This window comes from Bradyrhizobium sp. F1.13.3 (assembly GCF_040548265.1).
GTDB lineage: Bacteria > Pseudomonadota > Alphaproteobacteria > Rhizobiales > Xanthobacteraceae > Bradyrhizobium.
In genome coordinates this window covers 862,570-880,330 of record NZ_JBEPRI010000001.1, presented here as the reverse complement: position 1 = coordinate 880,330, position 17,761 = coordinate 862,570, and the positions used below count along the sequence as shown (strand labels likewise).

Below are 17,761 nucleotides of genomic sequence, written 5' to 3'. Positions count from 1 at the left end.
ATGGGCGCAGCACCGGCATCACGAGACGTCACGTCCTACGGGATGGGATTGGCAGCGCCGCTGGCGCTGTTCTTCCTGGTGTTCTTCGTGGCGCCGCTGCTGCAATTGCTGTGGCTCTCGCTGCACAACGACACGTCCGCGCTCCATTGGGGTCTCGGCCAATATCTGCACTTCCTCACCGACCCCTTCAGCCTCAGCGTGCTCGGCTCGACGCTGCTGCTGGGGGCCGAGGTGACGGCCGTCTGCCTCGTGCTCGGCTTTCCCATCGCCTGGCTCTACCAGCGGGTCGGGCCGCGGCTTCAGACCATCATCATCCTGATCGTGCTGCTGCCGCTTTTGACCAGCGTCGTGGTCCGGACCTTCGCCTGGATCGTCATCCTGGGCCGCCAGGGCATCATCAACGCCACGCTGCAATCGCTCGGCATCATCGATACGCCCATAAAACTGCTCTACACCCAGTTCGGCGTGGTGATCGCGCTGGCGCAGGTGCAGATGCCGCTGATGACGTTACCGCTGATCACCGCGCTCGGCCGGATCGATTCCAATCTCGACGATGCCTCCTGCTCGCTCGGCGCCGGAAGCTGGCGCACCTTCTTCAAGATCGTGCTGCCGCTGTCGCTGCCCGGCGTGATCGCCGGCTGCACGCTGACCTATGCCGCGGCGATCACGGCCTTCATCACCCAGTCGCTGATCGGCGGTGGACAGATGCTGTTCATGCCGATGTATCTCTATCAGCAGGCCTCGACGCTGCAGAACTGGCCGTTTGCATCGGCAATCTCCATCATCTTCCTGCTGGCCGTTCTCGCGGTCGTCTCCGTCTTCACCACGCTCGGCCGCCTGTCGCGCGGCTATGGAGGCGCGTGATGAGCGGACGCAAGCGTACCCTGGAGGCGTTCAGCTTCGAGCTGGTCATGACCGTAATCGCGATCGTCGCGCTGATCATCATCATCGCGCCGTCGCTGGTGGTGGTGATCGTCTCCTTCACCAGCGGCTTCTCGCTGCGTTTTCCGCCGCCGGGCTATTCGCTGCGCTGGTACGCCGAATTATGGAACGCCTGGCAGCTGCACTTCGCAGCCAAGAACAGCCTCCTCGTGGCGCTATGGGCGACGGGCCTGTCCGTGGTGCTCGGCGTTGCCGCCGCGCTGGCGATCTCGCGCTCGCCGACGCTGTCGGCGCGGCTGCTCGATTCCCTGTTCATGTCGCCGCTGGTGCTGCCGGCGCTGGCCTTCGGCCTTGCCGCCTTGATGCTGTTCTCGCTGGTCGGACTGCCGGTGTCGACGCTGACATTGGTGATCGGCCATACCGTGGTCTGCGTCCCCTATGTCGTGCGCAACACGATTGCGGCGCTCGCCCAGCTGGAGCCCACCCTGCTGGAGAGCTCGGCCGTGCTGGGCGCCAGCCGCACCTACACCTTCCGGCGCATCGTGCTGCCGCTGATCCGGCCGGGTATCATTGCGGGCGCCTTCATCGCCTTTATGTCGTCCTTCGACAACGTGCCGGTGTCGCTGTTCCTGCGTGATGCCGCAACCGACATGCTGCCGATCCGGATGTGGCAGGACCTCGAGGGCAAGCTCGACGTCACCATCGCCGCGCTGTCGGGCGTGCTAATCATTGCGACCGTCGCGCTGGTCGCCATCATGGAGCGCGTCACGGGATTGTCGCGGCGGCTGACCAACTGATCAGGCGCCGCGGAACAGCGAATAGCCCCAGCGCGTGAATTTCAGTGGCAAATGAAAATGCTCGTTGACATCCTTGATGCGAAAGCGGAACGGCGTCACCGTGAGAAAACCGTCGCGGTCGCCAAAGAACTCGCCGAGATGAAACAGGACCTCGTACTCGCCTGCCGTAACGCCCGCGCCCTGCGCAACGGGATGATCGAGCACGCCGTTGGCACCAAGCCGTCCGTCGGCGATACGCAGCGAGTCCGGATCGATCCGCCAGATCTCGACGCGCAGGCCCTGCGCTGGGCGTCCGCTCGCCACATCGACCGCGTGAATGGAAATGCCGCCTGCCACTATGTTCCTCCAATGAACGCAGCGCCATGGTAGACGCAAACACGGCCGTTCGGCCAGCACCCGCATTGTTGCCGGCGCTTGGCGCCATGACCTCGCTTCAGGCGCTGGTGGCGCTGGCTCTGTTCGCGCCGGGCGTGGTGGCACCGCGCGCCCATATCGAGGTCTGGCAGCTCTCGATGTTCTCCTGCGCCGTGTTCGCGGTCGGCATTCCCGCCTCGTTCTGGGGCGGCGGGTTCATCGCTCGCCTGGGCTCGCTGCGGATCGCGAGCCTCTGCGCGGCGGCGATCATCGCCAGCATGGTGCTGGCTTCGCTCGGCTCGACGGCGGCCCTGCTCGCAGCCGGCCTCTGTCTTGGCCTCGCCTTCGGACCTGAGACGCCCGCAAGCGCGGCGCTGCTGGCGCGACTCGTGACGACCGAGCGGCGTGCGTTCGTGTTCTCGGTTCGCCAGACCGGAAACCAGATCGGTGCCGTCTGCGGGTCGCTGGTTCTGCCCGCGATCGCAATCTCGCTAGGGCCAGCCTGGTGCTTTGCCGCCGTGGGCGCCTGCGCGCTGCTGGCGATAGCATGGTTCGAGCGCCTGCGGCCGGCCTACGTCGCCAAGGTCGCTCCACTGCCGGAGCTTGGCCTTAGCACGCTGCTGGCACTGGTGACCGCGGATCGGCGCATCGCAATGCTGGCGCTGGCCTCGATGCCGTTCAGCGCGATGCAGGTGTCGCTCAATACGGTTTTCGTCACGCTCGGCACCCGCGAACTCGGCCTCAGCCATATCGAGGCCGGCATGGCGCTTGCCTGCGCCCAGGCCGGCGGCCTGATCGGCCGGCTCGGCTGGGGCCTCGTCGCAATGCGCCTCAATGCCTCGCGCGGAGTTCTCGTCGTCATCGGTCTCGGCATGACTTTCTGCGCAGCGCTGCTGGGTCTCGATGGCGCATCGCTCGGACGGACCGGCCAGTTCGCGATTGCAGCTCTGTTCGGCCTGACAGCCTCGGGCTGGAACGGTGTCTTCATCGCCGAGATCGCACGCCTCGCCCCGCAGGACAGGATTGGCGAGACCACCGGCGCGGTGCTGACCGCATCCTATGCCGGCCTCTTGGCAGCACCGGCCCTGGTGTCGCTCCTGGACGGCGCAGCCCGTCTCGGGGCCGCCTTCTTCGCCTTGGCGTGCCTCACCCTCTGCGGCACGTTGGCACTGATCTGGGGAGGCGATGAAGAAGCAAGAAAGTAGCGCGTGCGAGATTGCGGCCGACGTCTCCGCCGGACGAACGGGTGCGGTCGAGACCGCCAAGGCCGCGCTTGCGCGCATCGAGGCCGCCAAGGCGCTGAACGCGGTGGTGACGACCGCTCCCGCGCGTACGCTTGCCGACGCCGCAGCGATCGACGATCGCCTGCGTGCCGGCGAGACGATGCCGCTCGCCGGTGTCCCCGTCATCGTCAAGGACAACATCTGGGTCGGCGACTGGCGTGTGACACAGGGCTCGCGCCTGTTCGCCGAATTCGCCGCGCCGCGGGATGCGATTGCGATTGAGCGGCTGCGCAAGGCCGGCGCCGTCGTCGTCGGCATCGGCGCAACGTCGGAATTCGCCTGCAAGGGCGTGACCACCTCTCCCCTGTATGGGCCAACGCGGCATCCACTCGATCCCACGTTGACCCCCGGTGGCTCGTCGGGCGGTCCGGCTGCCGCGGTTGCGGCCGGCCTCGTACCGCTAGCGATCGGCACAGATGCGGGCGGATCGAGCCGCAGGCCGCCGGCTCATGTCGGCGTCGCCGGGTTCAAGCCCTCCTATGGCGCGATCCCCTATGGGCCCGGCTTCGCCGAACCGTTCTTCGGCCTCTCCGTCATCGCGCCGATCGCCACTGATGTTGCCGACATCGCGCTGGCGTTCGAGGCCATGGCCGGCGTCGATCCGCGCGATCCGGATTCAGTCGGCATCGCTCAAAAGGCCAAAAATACCGCCAGTCTGCGCATCGCGTTCTCGCCACGCCTTGGGCTCGACGTCGCGGTCGACGACGTTGTCGCTGACGGGCTCGTTTTCGCCATCGCGCGTCTCTCCGCCGCAGGCCTCAGCATCGCCCAGCGCGATCCCGTCTGGCCGGCGGGCGCGACGGAAGAGGCCATCATGCCGCTTCAGCACGCCGGTCTCGCCGCACTCTATCGAGACGCCTTCCGCGCGGATCCGAGCGTCTTCGATCCTGACATCGCCAAGCAGATCGAGCGAGGGCTGTCATGGTCTGGCGCCGACGTTGCCGGTGCGCTGGTGGCAAGCGCCGCGATCGCCAATGCTTTCGCGGCATTCTTCACCGAGGTCGATCTGCTGCTGGCGCCAACCGTCCCCTGTGTCGCTTGGCCATTCACCCAGCTCGGACCCGACATGATCGGTGGCCGCGCGGCGAGCCCGCGCGCGCACGCGGCGTTAACTCCCTTTGTCAATCATGCCCGGCTGCCGGCGATTTCGATACCGTGCGGAACAGACGGGTGCGGACTTCCATTTGGCCTTCAGGTCATCGCCGCGCGCGGACAGGACCGCACGCTGCTTCAAGCAGCGCAAGAGATCGAGGCCATGCTGCGAACATAAATCCTGCCGGTAGATGTCTCTGCCGGAACACGCCGATCGCCCTATGGGCTTTCAACGGGCGCGGGGACGAGTAAGATGCTGTCTCGTGGGCCCGGAGGCGGCATGAGCCAGCGCAAGTTCATGGGACTTGTCGGCGGTGCGACAGCATCAGGGTCGGGTATTGCGCTAGCGAGCCAGCGATCAGCCAACGCGGCCGCCGAGCCTGCTCATGACGATGAGCAAGAATTCCCATTGATCATCGCAAACATACCCGCAACCCCTCGTCAAAAGGCCTGGGCGGTGAGTGTCGCCGTCTTGCTCATCGTCCTTGCAGCCGTCATCGCGCCGTTCGCTCGGATCCAATTGGGCCAGATTAATGGTTTCGTTCCGATATTGCAGACCACATTGGCTCTGGCCGAGTTCATCACGGCAGCCCTGCTGTTTGCTCAATTTGCGATCCAGCCCCAACGGGCACTTCTCGCACTGGCAAGCGGATACGTTTTCAGCGGATCGTTCGCATTCCTGCAAACGCTCGCCTTTCCGAACGGATACGCTCCCGCAGGTGTCATTGGAAATGGACTGGATAGCCCCGCTTGGCTTTACGTGCTTTGGCACACGGCTTTTCCCGCAGCGATCCTGGTGTACGGATTCACAAAGGATTATTCCACCGCCGGCAGACCAGGCAGACCTGCGCTAACCGCGATCATGCTAGCTCTCGGCTGCATCGCCGCTACGGTGACGGGATTGACGTGGATGGTGACCGCGAAAGCCGAACTTCTCCCTAGCTTCTACATGATCGACGTCAGGCATCAGACGCCCCTCGGTAATCAGGTCAACCTCATACTACTGCTATGGAATGTGACTGCTCTGACCGTCATGTTTGCACGCATGCGCACCATTCTTGACCTTTGGCTGATGGTGACTTTACTCGCCTACTTGCCCAATTTCCTGGTGGCGATCATCGGCAGCTCGGTACGGTTCACCATCGGTTGGTATGCAGCACGCGGTTTCGTTCTGGTCGGCAGTTGCATGTTGCTGACCGTATTGCTCATCGAAACGATGTTTCTCTATTCACGCCTCGCCAGCGTCATCGCCCTGCAGCGGCGCGAACGAGCGAACCGGCTTCTCAGCATCGACGCGGTCACTGGCGCGATCGCCCATGAGTTGAGATCGCCATTGGGAGCCATCTCGCTCAATGCTGCGACGGGCCTCAGTCACTTGCGAGCTGCATCCCCTGAACTTGCGGAACTCGAGAACATCCTCTGTGACATCGAAGCCGACGGCGGCCGGGCCGCTGACATCATATCGAGCATTCGCGAGATGACAATCAAAACGGCACACGGCGGCGCTTCGGCAAACGTCGAGGAGATCGCCGAGCTTACGCTGAGACTTTTGAAGCACGATCTCCTGACCAATGGTGTATCAGTAGCGACGGAGCTTCAGGGCAACATACCTCCAGTCGCCCTGGACGGCACTGAGCTTCAGCAGATTGTCCTGAACCTCTGCAAGAACGCGATTGACGCAATGAGTTCTGTCCCCGCCGATCAACGGCAGCTCCGTCTGAAAACCGCCCTCGATGGTAGCACAACCGTCCATTTGTCCGTCGAGGACTCCGGCACCGGCATCACACCGCGTCATCAAGAGCGCATCTTCGACCCTTTCTTCACGACGAAGCAAGGCGGTATGGGGTTGGGACTGGCGATCTCCTCCAACCTGGTCGCAAGGTGCGGAGGAAGGCTGAGGCTGGTCAAGTCGGACGTCAGGGGCTCCGTTTTCGAGTTGGAGATTCCAATCTCCGCTCAGTCTTCTGCGCAATAGCGGTACGAGGCGTCACCATCGTTTCGCCTTTCGCTCACTTCAGAGAGATCATGATCGTGCTGAGGTTGGCGACCGACACGAGGATGCCAGGCGCACCATCTACGTACGTCGCTCAGGGTTTCGCACCATCGACCTTCTTCCAGGTCTGGTCCGGATCGAATGCAGTCATGCGAGGAGCGAGGACCTTGGTCCGAGGCCCGAGATCCTTCTGGTAGACAACGCCCGCATGATTGACCAGGAAGGTCATGACGCCGGAATTGCCGTACTCGGCGGGCCAGGCGACCAGCGCAAAACCTCCGATCATCTTGCCTTTGACGACGTAGTTGAGCGCGCCGCCTGGCGCGTTCGAGCCCTGCCCTCTCAGGATGCGGAAATAGTAGCCGTGATAGGGCTCCGGGCCATCCCCGGCCTGGTACCCTTCAGCCGAAGCCTGCGCTACCAGTGCGCCGAGCGGGCTCTGGTCGCTGTCGTCGCGCCAGAACAACCCGTCCTTCTTGCCCGCGCTGCTGACGATGCGCTGTGCGTACACGCCGACCCCTTCGCCGCGATCCTTGTCAGCGTAGTCGTTCTCGGCATCGACAAAGGCAAGACTGGTCTGGATGGCGTCGAGCTCATTGCGGCCGATGCGGCGATACAGCACTTCGATGCGGCCTTCGGCGGCATCGAATTCCCAGCCGGTCTTGGTGTTGACGAGCGGGATCGGGAACGGGAAGTCGTCCGGACCCAACATCAGCATCGCCTTCTTGTTACCCTCTGTCTTGACCGAATGCTTAGCATCATACATCGAGACGAAGCGTTTCCGGATGTCGACGTCGGCAACCTCATCACCGGACGAGACGATGTCCTCGGCAGCGCTGCCGAGCACTTTCAGGATGGCCCGGTCCGGCCCGCTTTTGACGGCGGCAGCGAGCGCCGCTGCCGCATCCTCCGGTGTCGGATAGGATTGCTGCGCCAGGGATGGCCAGCTCAGGAGCGCCAGCGCCATGATGGCCGGCAACGCCGCACGAAGAAGCGACTTCAAACTCATCATGGCGTCACCCCCGCAGGAATCCGCGCGCCGCTCTCGAGCCAATCGCGATAGGTACGGAATTTCAGACCGAGCTTTTCGTAATAGACCCGGAGATAGCCGTCGGCTCCGCGGGTGACGGCTACCGGCTTCACTTCCTCGACTTCCTGCGCAATGACGCCGACATAGGCCTTGTCGCTGCCGATATAGCTGAAGCGGTAGTAACCAAGGCCGCTTGAAAGATGGCCGAGCAGAACGACATCGTGCTTCAGCCCGATATCGGAACGCCGTCCGCCGCCACCACCGCCACCGCGGCCACCGCCACCGCCACCCTGGAAGCCTCCGCCGCCGCCTCGGCCGGCGAAGCTCGCACCTCCGCCGCCGCCACCGCGCGGTCCCATGCTCGCCATGCTCGCCTGGCCACGGGCCGATGCTGCAGCCGCCGAGCGGCCCGACGACACGTTCAGGGCACCGCCACCACCGCGGTTCGCGGCCTTGGCGCCACCGCCGCCCTTGGCACCGCCCGCTTTAGGGCTGGCACTTTTTGCGCCGGCATTCTTGGCACCACCACCCTTGGCCGCGCGATCGCCACCACCTTTAGCACGATCGCCTCCCGCCTTGGCACGATCCGCCGCGCCTTGTCGGTCACCGCTTCGATCACCTGCGCGGTCGCCGGCACGATCTCCTGCGCGATCTCCCGCACCTGGCCGATCCTGTCCCGGCTTCTGCTGTCCGTCGCGGCCGCGGAAATCCATCCGGTCGGCGGCGCCGGCCTTCAGGTTGCTGTTGCCAAAGCGCTGCTGAACGTTGGCGTTGTTGTACCGCACCCCTTGGCGATGCGAAGGATTGTGCTGCCAGCCATTTCCGATGTTGGTGGTTCGGTGATTGATATAGACGTTGCGGTTGCCCCAGTTGCAGCCACCGCCCCAGTAATTGCCCCAGCGCCCAATGGCCCAGGCGGTGCCGAAGGCAAGACCTGCCGCGACGACGCCTGCGCCGATGTAGGATGGATAGCCGAAATAATACGGCGGATACTCGGTGTAGGGCCACGCGCCGTAGACTGTCGCAGGCTCGTAGTACGGCACGTACATCGTATCGGGAACCGCCGGCTCGATCACGACCACCTGCCTGCTTTCCTCGGTCTTGACGCTCACCTTCTGCTGCTTGGTGGTCACCAGCTTTTTATTGTCATAAGCCTTGGTCCGCAACCGCTGGACCGCATCCATCACATCCGGTTGCTGCGCGAGCACGGCGTCGCCCAGCGCCTTGGTCCAGTCGAGCTTGTCGCTCATCATGGCCAGAACCTCAGCAGTCGAGGCCAGCGCCTTGATGCTGTCATCCCACGGCTGCTTCTCGACTTCAGTCTTCAGGGCATCACCCTTCAGAGTCTTGCGCTCTTTCAGCCAGCGATCGGCCTGAACGACTTCCAGAGGATAGGTGGAAGCCGCCAGCACGTTGGCAAGCAACTCGTCGGGATAGAGCGCAATCGGCGCGACCACAGCTTCGAGCTGCTCCGGTTTCAGAAGCTCTGCTGCTTGCGCGGGGGGATCTGCCTGCTGCGGACTGGAGGCCGGCGCCTTATCTGCCGTCTGCGCCGCCGCCGCCAGCGGAATCGCGATCACGAGCGCGACCGCCATCAAGATCCTGCCGCAGCGAAACATCAGATCCTCCATGCACATTCCCGGCGATCATCAGACCGGAGAGCTGACATTTGTTGATCGAGATCAACGAAACGCTGCCTCATCTCCCGGGACGCCCGAGCAAGCTAGTCGATCAGCTCAGCCTCCATCAGCAATCGTTCCGGGACCGCCAGCCCAAGCGCGTGGGCGGCTCTCACGTTGATAACGAGATCGAACCTTGTGGCGAATTGCACCGGAAGACTGCGGACCTCGGCGCCGCGAAGGATGCGAGCGACATAGCCAGCGCCGTCGCGAAACTGTTGCGTCAGGTCGGCGCCATAAGACATCAGCCCGCCATTCACAGCATAGAAGCGGACGGCGAAGATCGCCGGGACGCGGCGCTGGGCCAGCAACGGGATTGCCATTGCGCTCTGAGTACTGAAGAACCCGCCATCCGGCAGCACGACAAGCCCGCTGCCATTCCGCGCCGCCGTCTCGATGACCCCCGCGATCTCGGCGCCGCTGCGGACGGAGGCGCCGGTAACCGTCATGCGCAGGCGACTTTCCACCTGGTGTGCGGCCTGAAGATAAAGGGGCGCATATGGCGCGGTCTCGGGATTGTACAGAAGCATCGCACTGCTCATGCCGGGCACCATGTCCTTCAACAGGCTCAGCCATTTCCCGCTCATAGCATGCTCGTAAAGCGAGAAGCCGGTAAGATTGCTGGTCGGCCTTGCCAGATCGACGACGAGGCCTGTCCCGACCGGATCCGAGAGCCCGACAAAAATGATCGGAATGACCTGCGTTGCAGCCCGCAGCGCCCGTGTCGTCGCCGTGCTGGTCGCAAACAGCACGTCGGGTCCGGTGGCAACAAGTTCGCGAGCTTCACGTTCCTGCCATGTCGGATTGGAGCCCGGCCAGCGCACATCGAGTCGGTAGTTCTGATTGGCGATCCAGCCGAGATCGGCGAGACCCTGCTGAAAGGCATTGACGCGCATCTGAGCGCCGCCATCGCCCACCAAATTACCAGTCAGCACGCCGACCGACGGCATCGGCCGCGGTGCCCCGTCCTGAGCATGCGCGAAAACCGGACAAGCGGCTGCAGCCCCGACCAAGGCCATGAACTCACGACGCTTCATTGCCCGTCCGCTATCCCCCGAATGTCCCGCACCCTTCGCATGACGCGATTGCTGAAGGAAACGGGGTTGGCGGCCGGAGGGTTTGATCAAGATCAAGGTAGCTAAGCTTGGGTTCGGCCGTGATTCGACTTGGTCTGGAGTGACCACCGTCAGGTGCGGTCAACTGGCTGACCGAGCGCTTGCTCATGTCCGTTCGCGGACAGCAGGATCCGACGGTCGTGAATCAGGCTCTGAAGACGATGCGCAGCGACATTCAATGTGGTGACATCGAGCGCACTCTCGTCTCCTGCCGCCGCTTTGGCGCGCTGAGCCTGGAGAACCCGGTCGATTTCGGCCTCGATATCCGACAGTTCGGCCGCTGCCTCGGTCCCGCGTATCCGCACCCCCAACGCATACAGCAGGTCCAGCCCCCGCTCGTCCTTCGAGGGATCACGTACCTGAAGGAATTTCCAGGCCGCCGCCAATACGGAGATGAGGCCGCCGAAAATCATGGGCGCGAGGAAGATCGCGTTTCCCCATTCGTCCAGAAAGCTCTGCTGCGTTCCGTTGTAGAATGCTGCGGCGCCAGGATGGACCGGGAGGAAGGCGTCCGAATCCGTGCTCGGCGTGGTCATTTGCGAGAGGATCGGCAATTCGCCGAGCAGGTCCCTGCGCGCCTTCATCAGCGCGTCGGCCAGGCTACCCGCCACCTCTGCGCTGAGCTGCTTTTGCGCGACCACATAGAACGAAACCCGCAGCGTGGTGAGATCCTCGCTCGGGACGGGAGGCGAGCCACGCAACGTCCCCTTTGGGACGTCGAAGCTTTCATAGGCGCGCTGCTTTTCCGCGATGGCACCAGCCGCCTCGACGGGAAGGAGGACCGGCGCGGTCTTCGGCGTCTGCAGAAAGAGGCCGCGCAAGAGGGCGAGATACTTTTCCGCAAGGGGAACGACGATCAGAATCGCCCGTACCTCCTTGGCATCGAGTGCCCGCCGCGCGTCTGCCGGTTGGAGATTACGGAATGTCACGTTGGCGCGTCCAAGGCCGTATTCGTCGCTGAGGACGTCGACGACCTTGCGATTCATCTCGCCGCCGATCACGCCGACGCTGGTGCGCTTCAGACCAGCGATTTCGGTAATGGAGGAGCCCGGCGGCGCAACTAGCAGGACAACGGCATGGGCGAGAACCACGATGGCCTGCGCCTGCGATAGGTCGCCGACGTCGCCACGGACGACAGCGAGCTCGACCTTTTCCGCCGCAAACTGCTCGGCAGCATCAACCGCGTTGGTGGTTTCCACCAACTTAAGCCGGACCGGGGCGTTCACCACGGCAAGCCGGCTCGCCAGTGCCGAGACCAGACGAGCGGCCTCACCGTCCAGCGATCCGACCGCGATGGTCAGCGTCGTGGGGCGAGAATACCACCGGTAGCCGAACAGGCCAGCTCCAACCACGAGCACGACAGCGCTGGCGACAATGAAGGAACGAAGCCAGATCGGCATTTTTGCGGGGACCATGTGGCGCTCATAGTGAATATGCGCTGGTTGGTCGGACTGGCTCATGACGCCAGACCGGCTCAACTGAGGCGCATCGCTGAACCGAAGTGCGATTCAAACCAAAGCGAAGCCGGTCAGTGCCCGCTCAGCACCAGCGTCTTGATAGGCAGCAGCAGCGCCTGAATTCGCAAGAGCATGGCGTGCACGAGGCCGACGCCATCGACGACATGCAGAGCGACGGCCCGAGCAGTGCCCGTCTCCTTCGCAGTGATCTCCTCGTGATTGCTGGTATAGGCATTGACGATGCAGCTGCTGCCCGGCGTCAAGCCTTCAAGTCCGCCCTTGTAGAGCGGCTCCAGGAAGGCGAGTATCGAACCCGGCTTCCGTGCATTCTGAAGTTCAATCAATTCCTGGCCAGCCTGGACCTGGCCGGCGGCGATGTAATCCTGCACATCGGTGACAACGAGCGGAATGATCACCCACGGCTTGGAGATGCAGGTCGCTTCCGCGACCATCCCTACCTTCATCACCCCCGCTTCAATCTGTCCAAACCCGGCCTGCAGCCTACCCCTGCCGGCATCCGCCGGTATCAACACGCCGGCTGGTCGCATGATCTGGGCGACGAGATCGCCAGGTCGAACGAAGAACTGTTCGACCCGCCCGTCGACGCCGGCGCGAACGAAGGTCTTGTCGAGATCGACCTGCGCTTCAGCCAACGCCGCCTGGCCGCTCGCTTTTTCAGCCGGCAACAGCGTTGAAAGCCGCAACATCGCCGACGTCTTGGACGCGGTGGCCGAGTCCACACCAGCCTGCCGCTGGTTGACCACGACCTGTAGTTTCTCGATATCGCGTTGCGGGACGATACCGGGATTGCGGCGCTGCAGCTCCGTCTTGACGTCCAGCTCGTCCTTGGCCTGCTGAAGGCTGGCCTTGGCTTCCTGGATCTGCGCTTCGGCCTTGACCACGTCGTTTTCGGCGCTTGTCATCGCGGCGTCGACCTCGGCGATCTTGCGCGTGGCCGTCTCCAAGGCGGCCTTCTGCTTCGAACTGTCCAACCTGAACAGCACATCGCCTTTCTTCACTGCCTCGCTGTAGCCGACATTGACTTCCGCGACGCGGCCGGAGCCTTCAGGAAGGATGGGGACCGTCCGAAAATAGAGCGCGGCCGAGGTCGTTGACGGGTGAAAGTAGAAGATCATCGTGATCAGCGAAATCGTCAGCATCAGGCAGCCGGTGATGCCCCATCGCAATTCATACCAGATGGAAAAGAAAGTGATCTCCTTGCCGAAACGTTTGCCCTGGGCATAGCGGCGGTAGAGGTAGTCCGGCAGGATGGTCAGGAGGGAGCAGAACATGAGCTCAAACATGGCTGTGTTCCTTTCCCTTGACGATCGGCTTTTCAACCGGCGGCAAGCTGGAGATTTCTGGCTCGCGACCCTCGCCGGGCGCGGCGTCGGCGATCCTCTCGACCGAGCCTGCGATACTCCGCAGCGGCGTGCCGAAATCCGGCAAGTCGATCATCGCGAGCAGAAGGCCGGCCACCCAGAAAATGTGCATGTGCGTAAAGAGCGAGATGATGCCGAGCACGGCCACGATCTCGAACTGAAGCTTCTGCGACTTGTGGGCCATTCGTTCCGGCAGGCTGTGCAGCTTCCAATAGAGCGTGCCAACCCAGAGTACTGTGCCGATCAGGAAGATCCCCATCACCACCATCAGCACGTCCGTGCCACTTCCCGGCGCGAGATAGAACGGCAGATGATGCGGGGCCATCGGATGAAGTTGCTCGCTCAATGGTCGCCTCCACAGAAGGGATCAGGGCGGTCTGCGCGCCGATTAGTTACCCTGGCCGCGCAGGTGAGAAAATTGCTTGATATGAATCAAGGGTCCGAACGGCGCGAAACGTAGCCTAGCCCTGACTCCGATCCCACAGCAAGCCAGGAACGCACAATCATGCCCGGCATCGATGAGCTCATTCCCAACGCACTGCAAATCCGCAAGGAAGCCGCGCTCGAGGAGGCCAGAAAGGCTGAGGAATATGTTCGCCTTGCCGCCGCGGCCGAAGCCGAGAAACGCGCTCTAATCGATCGGCTGAGCAAACCGTCCGGCAAGACCGAGGAGGAGAAGATCAAGCTCGCCTCGACCATCATCCAGCGCGCGGTTCGCAACGGCCTGACCGAAGTGCAGGTCTATCGCTTCCCAAACACGCTGTGCACCGACAAGGGCCGCGCGATCAACCAGATGGAGGCGGGCTGGGAGACAACGCTGACTGGAATTCCAAAGGAGATCTTCGAGCTCTGGACCGAATACCTCAAGCCGCGCGGCTATCGCATCGGCTATCAGGTCATCGACTTCCCGGACGGCGTGCCCGGCGACATCGGGGTCACCATCTCCTGGGGCGACTGATCACGGTTTGGCCAACTCGAGGCAATGGAACGCGAAGCATGGCAAAGGCTGAAGCCTCAGAGCGGATGAAGCGCAAAGACTACGAGAAGGAGCTCGAAAAGCTCCAGATCGAGCTTTGCCACCTCCAGGATTATGTAAAGGAAAACAAGCTCCGAGTCATCGTCCTGTTCGAAGGCCGCGATGCGGCCGGCAAGGGCGGCACGATCAAGGCGATCACCGAAAAGGTCAGCCCGCGTGTATTCCGGGTAGTGGCGCTGCCGGCACCATCGGATCGCGAAAAGACGCAGCTTTTCTTCCAGCGCTACATGAAGCAGTTTCCGGCCGGCGGCGAGATCGTGATCTTCGACCGGAGCTGGTACAACCGCGCCGGCGTCGAATATGTCATGGGGTTCTGCTCGCCCGCCGAGCACGACCGTTTCCTGTCGCTCTGCCCGCAAATGGAAAAGTACGCCATCGATGGCGGCATCATCCTGATCAAGATCTGGCTCGAGGTCGGGATGGACGAGCAGGAGCGCCGCTTCAACGCCCGCATCGACGATCCGGTGCGGCAATGGAAGCTGAGCCCGATGGACCTCGAATCCTTCAAGCGCTGGTATGATTATTCGCGCGCGCGCGACCTGATGCTCAAGAAGACGAGCACGAAGGAGGCGCCTTGGTACATCATTCGCTCCGACGACAAGCGGCGGGCGCGGCTGAACTGTATCGCGCACATCCTGGAGGCTATCCCGCACAAGCGGATCAAGAAGGACAAGGTGAGGCTGCCGAAGCGTTCCGACAAAGGACGCTACAATGACCAGGCCGGCCTGCGCGGAATGAACTTCGTCGCCGAACGCTATTGACAAAGTGGTCGGGCCGCACTGCCGGTGCGGTCCGATCGTTGAGTCCGGGGCCAATGCTGACGGTGTATTAGAGCCCGCCAGCGGCGCATTCTCAGTATGGATACTGGTTGGGGCAGACCCAATTTCCGTACGTGTCCTGATAGCAACCATTGTTGTAGTTGTTATTGTAGTATCCGTAAGCGCCCGCGGCGGCCGCACCGACGGCAGCAGCACCGTAAGCCGCGCCTCGATAGCCATATCGCGGATAGCCTCCGGGATAACCGGCGACGGGACGGCCGGGACGGCCCGCAACGGGGTAACCTGGACGGCCAGGACCAGCAATCGGATGGCTGGGCCGCGGACCTCCTGCGTAGTGGCGTCCGCCTCCGCCATGGATGCGTCCGGCATGAACCCCGCCGCCATGGAAGCCTCCGGCGCGCATGCCCCCTCCACCTCCGCGATAGCCACCACCGCCACCTCCGCGGCGGGCATAGGCATCATCGGGAATGAGCGTGGCCGTGAGAAGAACGACGGCCGCAACAAAAGCTAGTAGATAACGAAGCATGGCATGTCCTCCCTCGATATGGGTGCCGTGATCCGCTTCGACGATGCCTCGCGAAACGCGGTTGGCACCCGACCTGGCGCTGATTTGCGGGCGCTTCCCCGACCTACGTGCATGAGAAAAGCAGCCGCCATTCAGCTAGAGCGCCGCGACCGCCGAAGCGGCGCGACTGCCGCTCTACCGCTTCAAAGCTATCGTCACGCCCCCCACAGCGGCTGACAGCTCCGCACCGACCTTCGGCCCGCTAAGCTGCAGAATCACGCCGTTGCCGTTTTGTAGCTGAACGGCACCTGCGCCAGCAGCGATAGCACCGCCCGCACCGCCGACAGCGTAGGAGCCTTCGATCGACTCCGGTCCCCTCAGGTTGAGGGCGCGACCGACCAGCTTGGTGGTCGAGGCGCCGATCGTGAAGCCGACGCTCATACCCGAGACGGTGAAGGGATATTTGTGGCCCCGATACAGCAGAACGCCCTCGCCCCCACCGACGCCAACGATGAATCCGCCCTTGGTGAAGACAACGGCAACTTGGCCGGTCTCTGCCCGGGATGGCGTGCTGAATCCGGCGACGCTTGCCAGCGAGGCGACCAGGGCGGCATAGATAGCGACTTTTCTCATGACTTTTCTTTCCTCTGGTTTTGACGCCGAGCTATTGAGCCAGGATCATTGCGAAGTAGCCGAACACGGTGAGCAGAATGCCCGATACGGCGTAGCCGACCGGGAACCCAATCCAGGGCACGGAGCTCTGGATTTCCACCGCGGCCTCGCGGCAAGGGCCGGAGTGCGACCGCGCACCGGCAACGCCGCCCATCAGCACGGCCGGGTTGATCTTGAAGACGTGGAAGCCGATCGCCCAGACGATGAACGGCGGAATCGTGCAGGCAATGAAGCCGGCAACGAAGATCTTCAGTGCCACGGCCCCGGTCAGCTGCGCCAATAGTCCCGCGCCGGCATTGATGCCGACGATGGCGACGAAGACCACGAGACCGAGATCCTCAAGCACATTGCGTGCCGCGTTCGGCGTATTGCCGAAGAAGCGCAGCCGTGAGACCAGCGATGAGACGATCACGCCCGACAGCAACAGACCGCCGGCGTTGCCGAGGCCGATCTTGGCACCAAAGGCCGGGAATTCGATCATCCCGATCAGGAAGCCGATGATCATGCCTGCGGCGAGCGTCAACAGATCGGTCGAGGTGTTGGTCCGTGCAATGCGGCCCCACATCTCGCCGAGCTCGTTGACGGCCGACTTGATGCCGACCACCGAGACGATGTCCATCCGCTGCAACTCGGTCTTGAGACCGGCCGGAATCTGCACGCCGCCACGTTCGACCTTGGTGACCTGCAACTGACCGGCAATGGCCGTCTCGCGGAAGGATTCAAAGGTCCGTCCCGCCATCGCCTTGTTTGTGACGAGGATGTCCGCCTGATCCATGGGAATGCCGAGCGCCTTGGCGTCGGCAACTTCCGGCCCGATCAGGCCCATCTTGTCGGTGAGATGCTCAGTCGAGCCGCCGAGCGCGACGACGTCGCCCTTTTCCAGAACGAGTTCGGGGTCGGCACCCAGCGGTTCTCCTCGGCGCGCCACATTGACGATGCGGTATTCGGGATTCATCGTGCGGAATTTGGCAATGCTCATGCCAACCTGGGCTGGATTATCGAGCCGGTAGGCACGGAGGCCGAACTGCCGGTAACCGGTCAGGCCGCCACCCTCGAGGTCCTTGACGCCAAACTCCTGCTCGTACTGCTTGGCTGCGGCCTTGGCGTCGACGCCCCACCAGCGCGGCAGGTATTTGCAGATCAGGATGATGCCGACGGTGCCCCAGATATACGTGATGCCGTAAGACAGTGCGATCATGCCCGACGCATCCTCGGGCTTCATGCCTTCAGGGAGCTTCACCACACCCGAGGTGATAGCCTGCTCGGCCGAACCGATCGCGGCAGACATGGTCTGAGATCCCGCCAGCATGCCGCCGGCAGCACCAATTGGCAGCGCAAACAGCTTGGCGCAAATCACGACCAGCGCAAGTCCGACAACACTGGACACGAGCGCAAGGATGCAGAACTTGAGGCCGTCGCCTTTCAGGCTGTTGATGAAAGAGGGCCCGACACGAAGGCCAACCCCATACATGAACAGGTAATAGAAGAGGCTCTTGGCGAAGTTGTTCAACTCGAGCTTCACGCCATAGACCGACGCCCACACAGATAGGCCGGCGCCCACCACGATGGCGCCGGCAACCATGCCTAGGCCGTAACCCTTGATGCTGGCCCGGCCGATCCAGACGGCGACGCCAACGACGAAGAACAGCAACAGAAACGGGTTCTGCTGCAAGAACGTGAAAAAGCTCTGCATGTCCGTCCCCTT

At 63.0% G+C, this 17,761-nt stretch carries 18 protein-coding genes; 8 read left to right on the top strand and 10 right to left on the bottom strand.

Annotated features, from left to right (window positions below):
* A complete protein-coding gene (locus ABIB66_RS03970) occupies positions 1–864 on the top strand; it encodes an ABC transporter permease (RefSeq protein ID WP_354204394.1) in 864 nt (287 codons plus the stop codon).
* Positions 864–1,679: an ABC transporter permease gene (locus ABIB66_RS03965; RefSeq protein WP_354204395.1), complete on the top strand. Its 816-nt coding sequence runs from the start codon at positions 864–866 to the stop codon at positions 1,677–1,679. Before ABIB66_RS03970 ends, ABIB66_RS03965 begins: the two co-directional genes overlap by 1 nt.
* Here the strand turns inward: ABIB66_RS03965 and ABIB66_RS03960 are convergent, their stop codons facing one another.
* Positions 1,680–2,015: a hydroxyisourate hydrolase gene (locus ABIB66_RS03960; RefSeq protein WP_354204397.1), complete on the bottom strand. Its 336-nt coding sequence runs from the start codon at positions 2,013–2,015 to the stop codon at positions 1,680–1,682.
* A 26-nt stretch (positions 2,016–2,041) separates the two neighbouring features.
* Between ABIB66_RS03960 and ABIB66_RS03955 the strand changes: the two genes are divergently transcribed.
* The 3 genes from ABIB66_RS03955 (at position 2,042) to ABIB66_RS03945 (ending at position 6,383) form a co-directional block, all read left to right on the top strand.
* Positions 2,042–3,238: an MFS transporter gene (locus ABIB66_RS03955; protein WP_354254159.1), complete on the top strand. Its 1,197-nt coding sequence runs from the start codon at positions 2,042–2,044 to the stop codon at positions 3,236–3,238.
* Positions 3,219–4,586 carry an amidase gene (locus tag ABIB66_RS03950; RefSeq protein ID WP_354254157.1) on the top strand — a complete coding sequence of 456 codons (1,368 nt, stop codon included), beginning with the start codon at positions 3,219–3,221 and terminating at the stop codon, positions 4,584–4,586. Before ABIB66_RS03955 ends, ABIB66_RS03950 begins: the two co-directional genes overlap by 20 nt.
* Before the next feature lie 102 nt (positions 4,587–4,688).
* Complete coding sequence (locus tag ABIB66_RS03945; protein WP_354204403.1) at positions 4,689–6,383, top strand: sensor histidine kinase; 1,695 nt, start codon at positions 4,689–4,691, stop codon at positions 6,381–6,383.
* A 112-nt stretch (positions 6,384–6,495) separates the two neighbouring features.
* On the opposite strand, the gene ABIB66_RS03940 is transcribed toward ABIB66_RS03945, so the two are convergent.
* From ABIB66_RS03940 to ABIB66_RS03915, 6 genes are all read right to left on the bottom strand, one after another.
* Entirely contained in the window at positions 6,496–7,413 is a 918-nt protein-coding gene (locus tag ABIB66_RS03940) for a DUF2950 domain-containing protein (RefSeq protein ID WP_354204405.1), read from the bottom strand.
* Positions 7,410–9,050 carry a DUF3300 domain-containing protein gene (locus ABIB66_RS03935; RefSeq protein ID WP_354254224.1) on the bottom strand — a complete coding sequence of 547 codons (1,641 nt, stop codon included), beginning with the start codon at positions 9,048–9,050 and terminating at the stop codon, positions 7,410–7,412. The genes ABIB66_RS03940 and ABIB66_RS03935 overlap by 4 nt, the downstream gene beginning before the upstream one ends.
* 104 nt (positions 9,051–9,154) lie before the next feature.
* Positions 9,155–10,147 carry an ABC transporter substrate-binding protein gene (locus ABIB66_RS03930; RefSeq protein ID WP_354204407.1) on the bottom strand — a complete coding sequence of 331 codons (993 nt, stop codon included), beginning with the start codon at positions 10,145–10,147 and terminating at the stop codon, positions 9,155–9,157.
* Between the two features lie 149 nt (positions 10,148–10,296).
* Positions 10,297–11,640, bottom strand: a complete 1,344-nt coding sequence (locus ABIB66_RS03925; protein ID WP_354204583.1) for a TAXI family TRAP transporter solute-binding subunit — start codon at positions 11,638–11,640, stop codon at positions 10,297–10,299.
* A gap of 113 nt (positions 11,641–11,753) precedes the next feature.
* Complete coding sequence (locus tag ABIB66_RS03920) at positions 11,754–12,986, bottom strand: HlyD family secretion protein (RefSeq protein WP_275167495.1); 1,233 nt, start codon at positions 12,984–12,986, stop codon at positions 11,754–11,756.
* Entirely contained in the window at positions 12,979–13,389 is a 411-nt protein-coding gene (locus ABIB66_RS03915; protein WP_354254223.1) for a hypothetical protein, read from the bottom strand. The genes ABIB66_RS03920 and ABIB66_RS03915 overlap by 8 nt, the downstream gene beginning before the upstream one ends.
* A 180-nt stretch (positions 13,390–13,569) precedes the next feature.
* On the opposite strand from ABIB66_RS03915, the gene ABIB66_RS03910 reads away from it, so the two are divergent.
* Together ABIB66_RS03910 and ppk2 are read left to right on the top strand one after the other, a co-directional pair.
* Complete coding sequence (locus tag ABIB66_RS03910) at positions 13,570–14,022, top strand: hypothetical protein (protein WP_354204409.1); 453 nt, start codon at positions 13,570–13,572, stop codon at positions 14,020–14,022.
* A gap of 38 nt (positions 14,023–14,060) precedes the next feature.
* Positions 14,061–14,861, top strand: a complete 801-nt coding sequence (gene ppk2 / locus ABIB66_RS03905) for a polyphosphate kinase 2 (protein ID WP_354204411.1) — start codon at positions 14,061–14,063, stop codon at positions 14,859–14,861.
* Between the two features lie 91 nt (positions 14,862–14,952).
* On the opposite strand, the gene ABIB66_RS03900 is transcribed toward ppk2, so the two are convergent.
* Positions 14,953–15,282, bottom strand: a complete 330-nt coding sequence (locus ABIB66_RS03900) for a hypothetical protein (protein ID WP_502917379.1) — start codon at positions 15,280–15,282, stop codon at positions 14,953–14,955.
* Between ABIB66_RS03900 and ABIB66_RS43540 the strand changes: the two genes are divergently transcribed.
* Positions 15,247–15,390 carry a hypothetical protein gene (locus ABIB66_RS43540; protein WP_354055757.1) on the top strand — a complete coding sequence of 48 codons (144 nt, stop codon included), beginning with the start codon at positions 15,247–15,249 and terminating at the stop codon, positions 15,388–15,390. The genes ABIB66_RS03900 and ABIB66_RS43540 overlap by 36 nt on opposite strands.
* Before the next feature lie 189 nt (positions 15,391–15,579).
* Here the strand turns inward: ABIB66_RS43540 and ABIB66_RS03895 are convergent, their stop codons facing one another.
* Both ABIB66_RS03895 and ABIB66_RS03890 read right to left on the bottom strand, forming a co-directional pair.
* On the bottom strand, positions 15,580–16,017 hold the full coding sequence (locus tag ABIB66_RS03895; RefSeq protein ID WP_354204415.1) for a hypothetical protein: 438 nt from the start codon (positions 16,015–16,017) through the stop codon (positions 15,580–15,582).
* Positions 16,018–16,048: 31 nt separating this feature from the next.
* On the bottom strand, positions 16,049–17,749 hold the full coding sequence (locus ABIB66_RS03890) for an aspartate:alanine exchanger family transporter (RefSeq protein ID WP_275167500.1): 1,701 nt from the start codon (positions 17,747–17,749) through the stop codon (positions 16,049–16,051).
* Between the last annotated feature and the right edge of the window lie 12 nt (positions 17,750–17,761).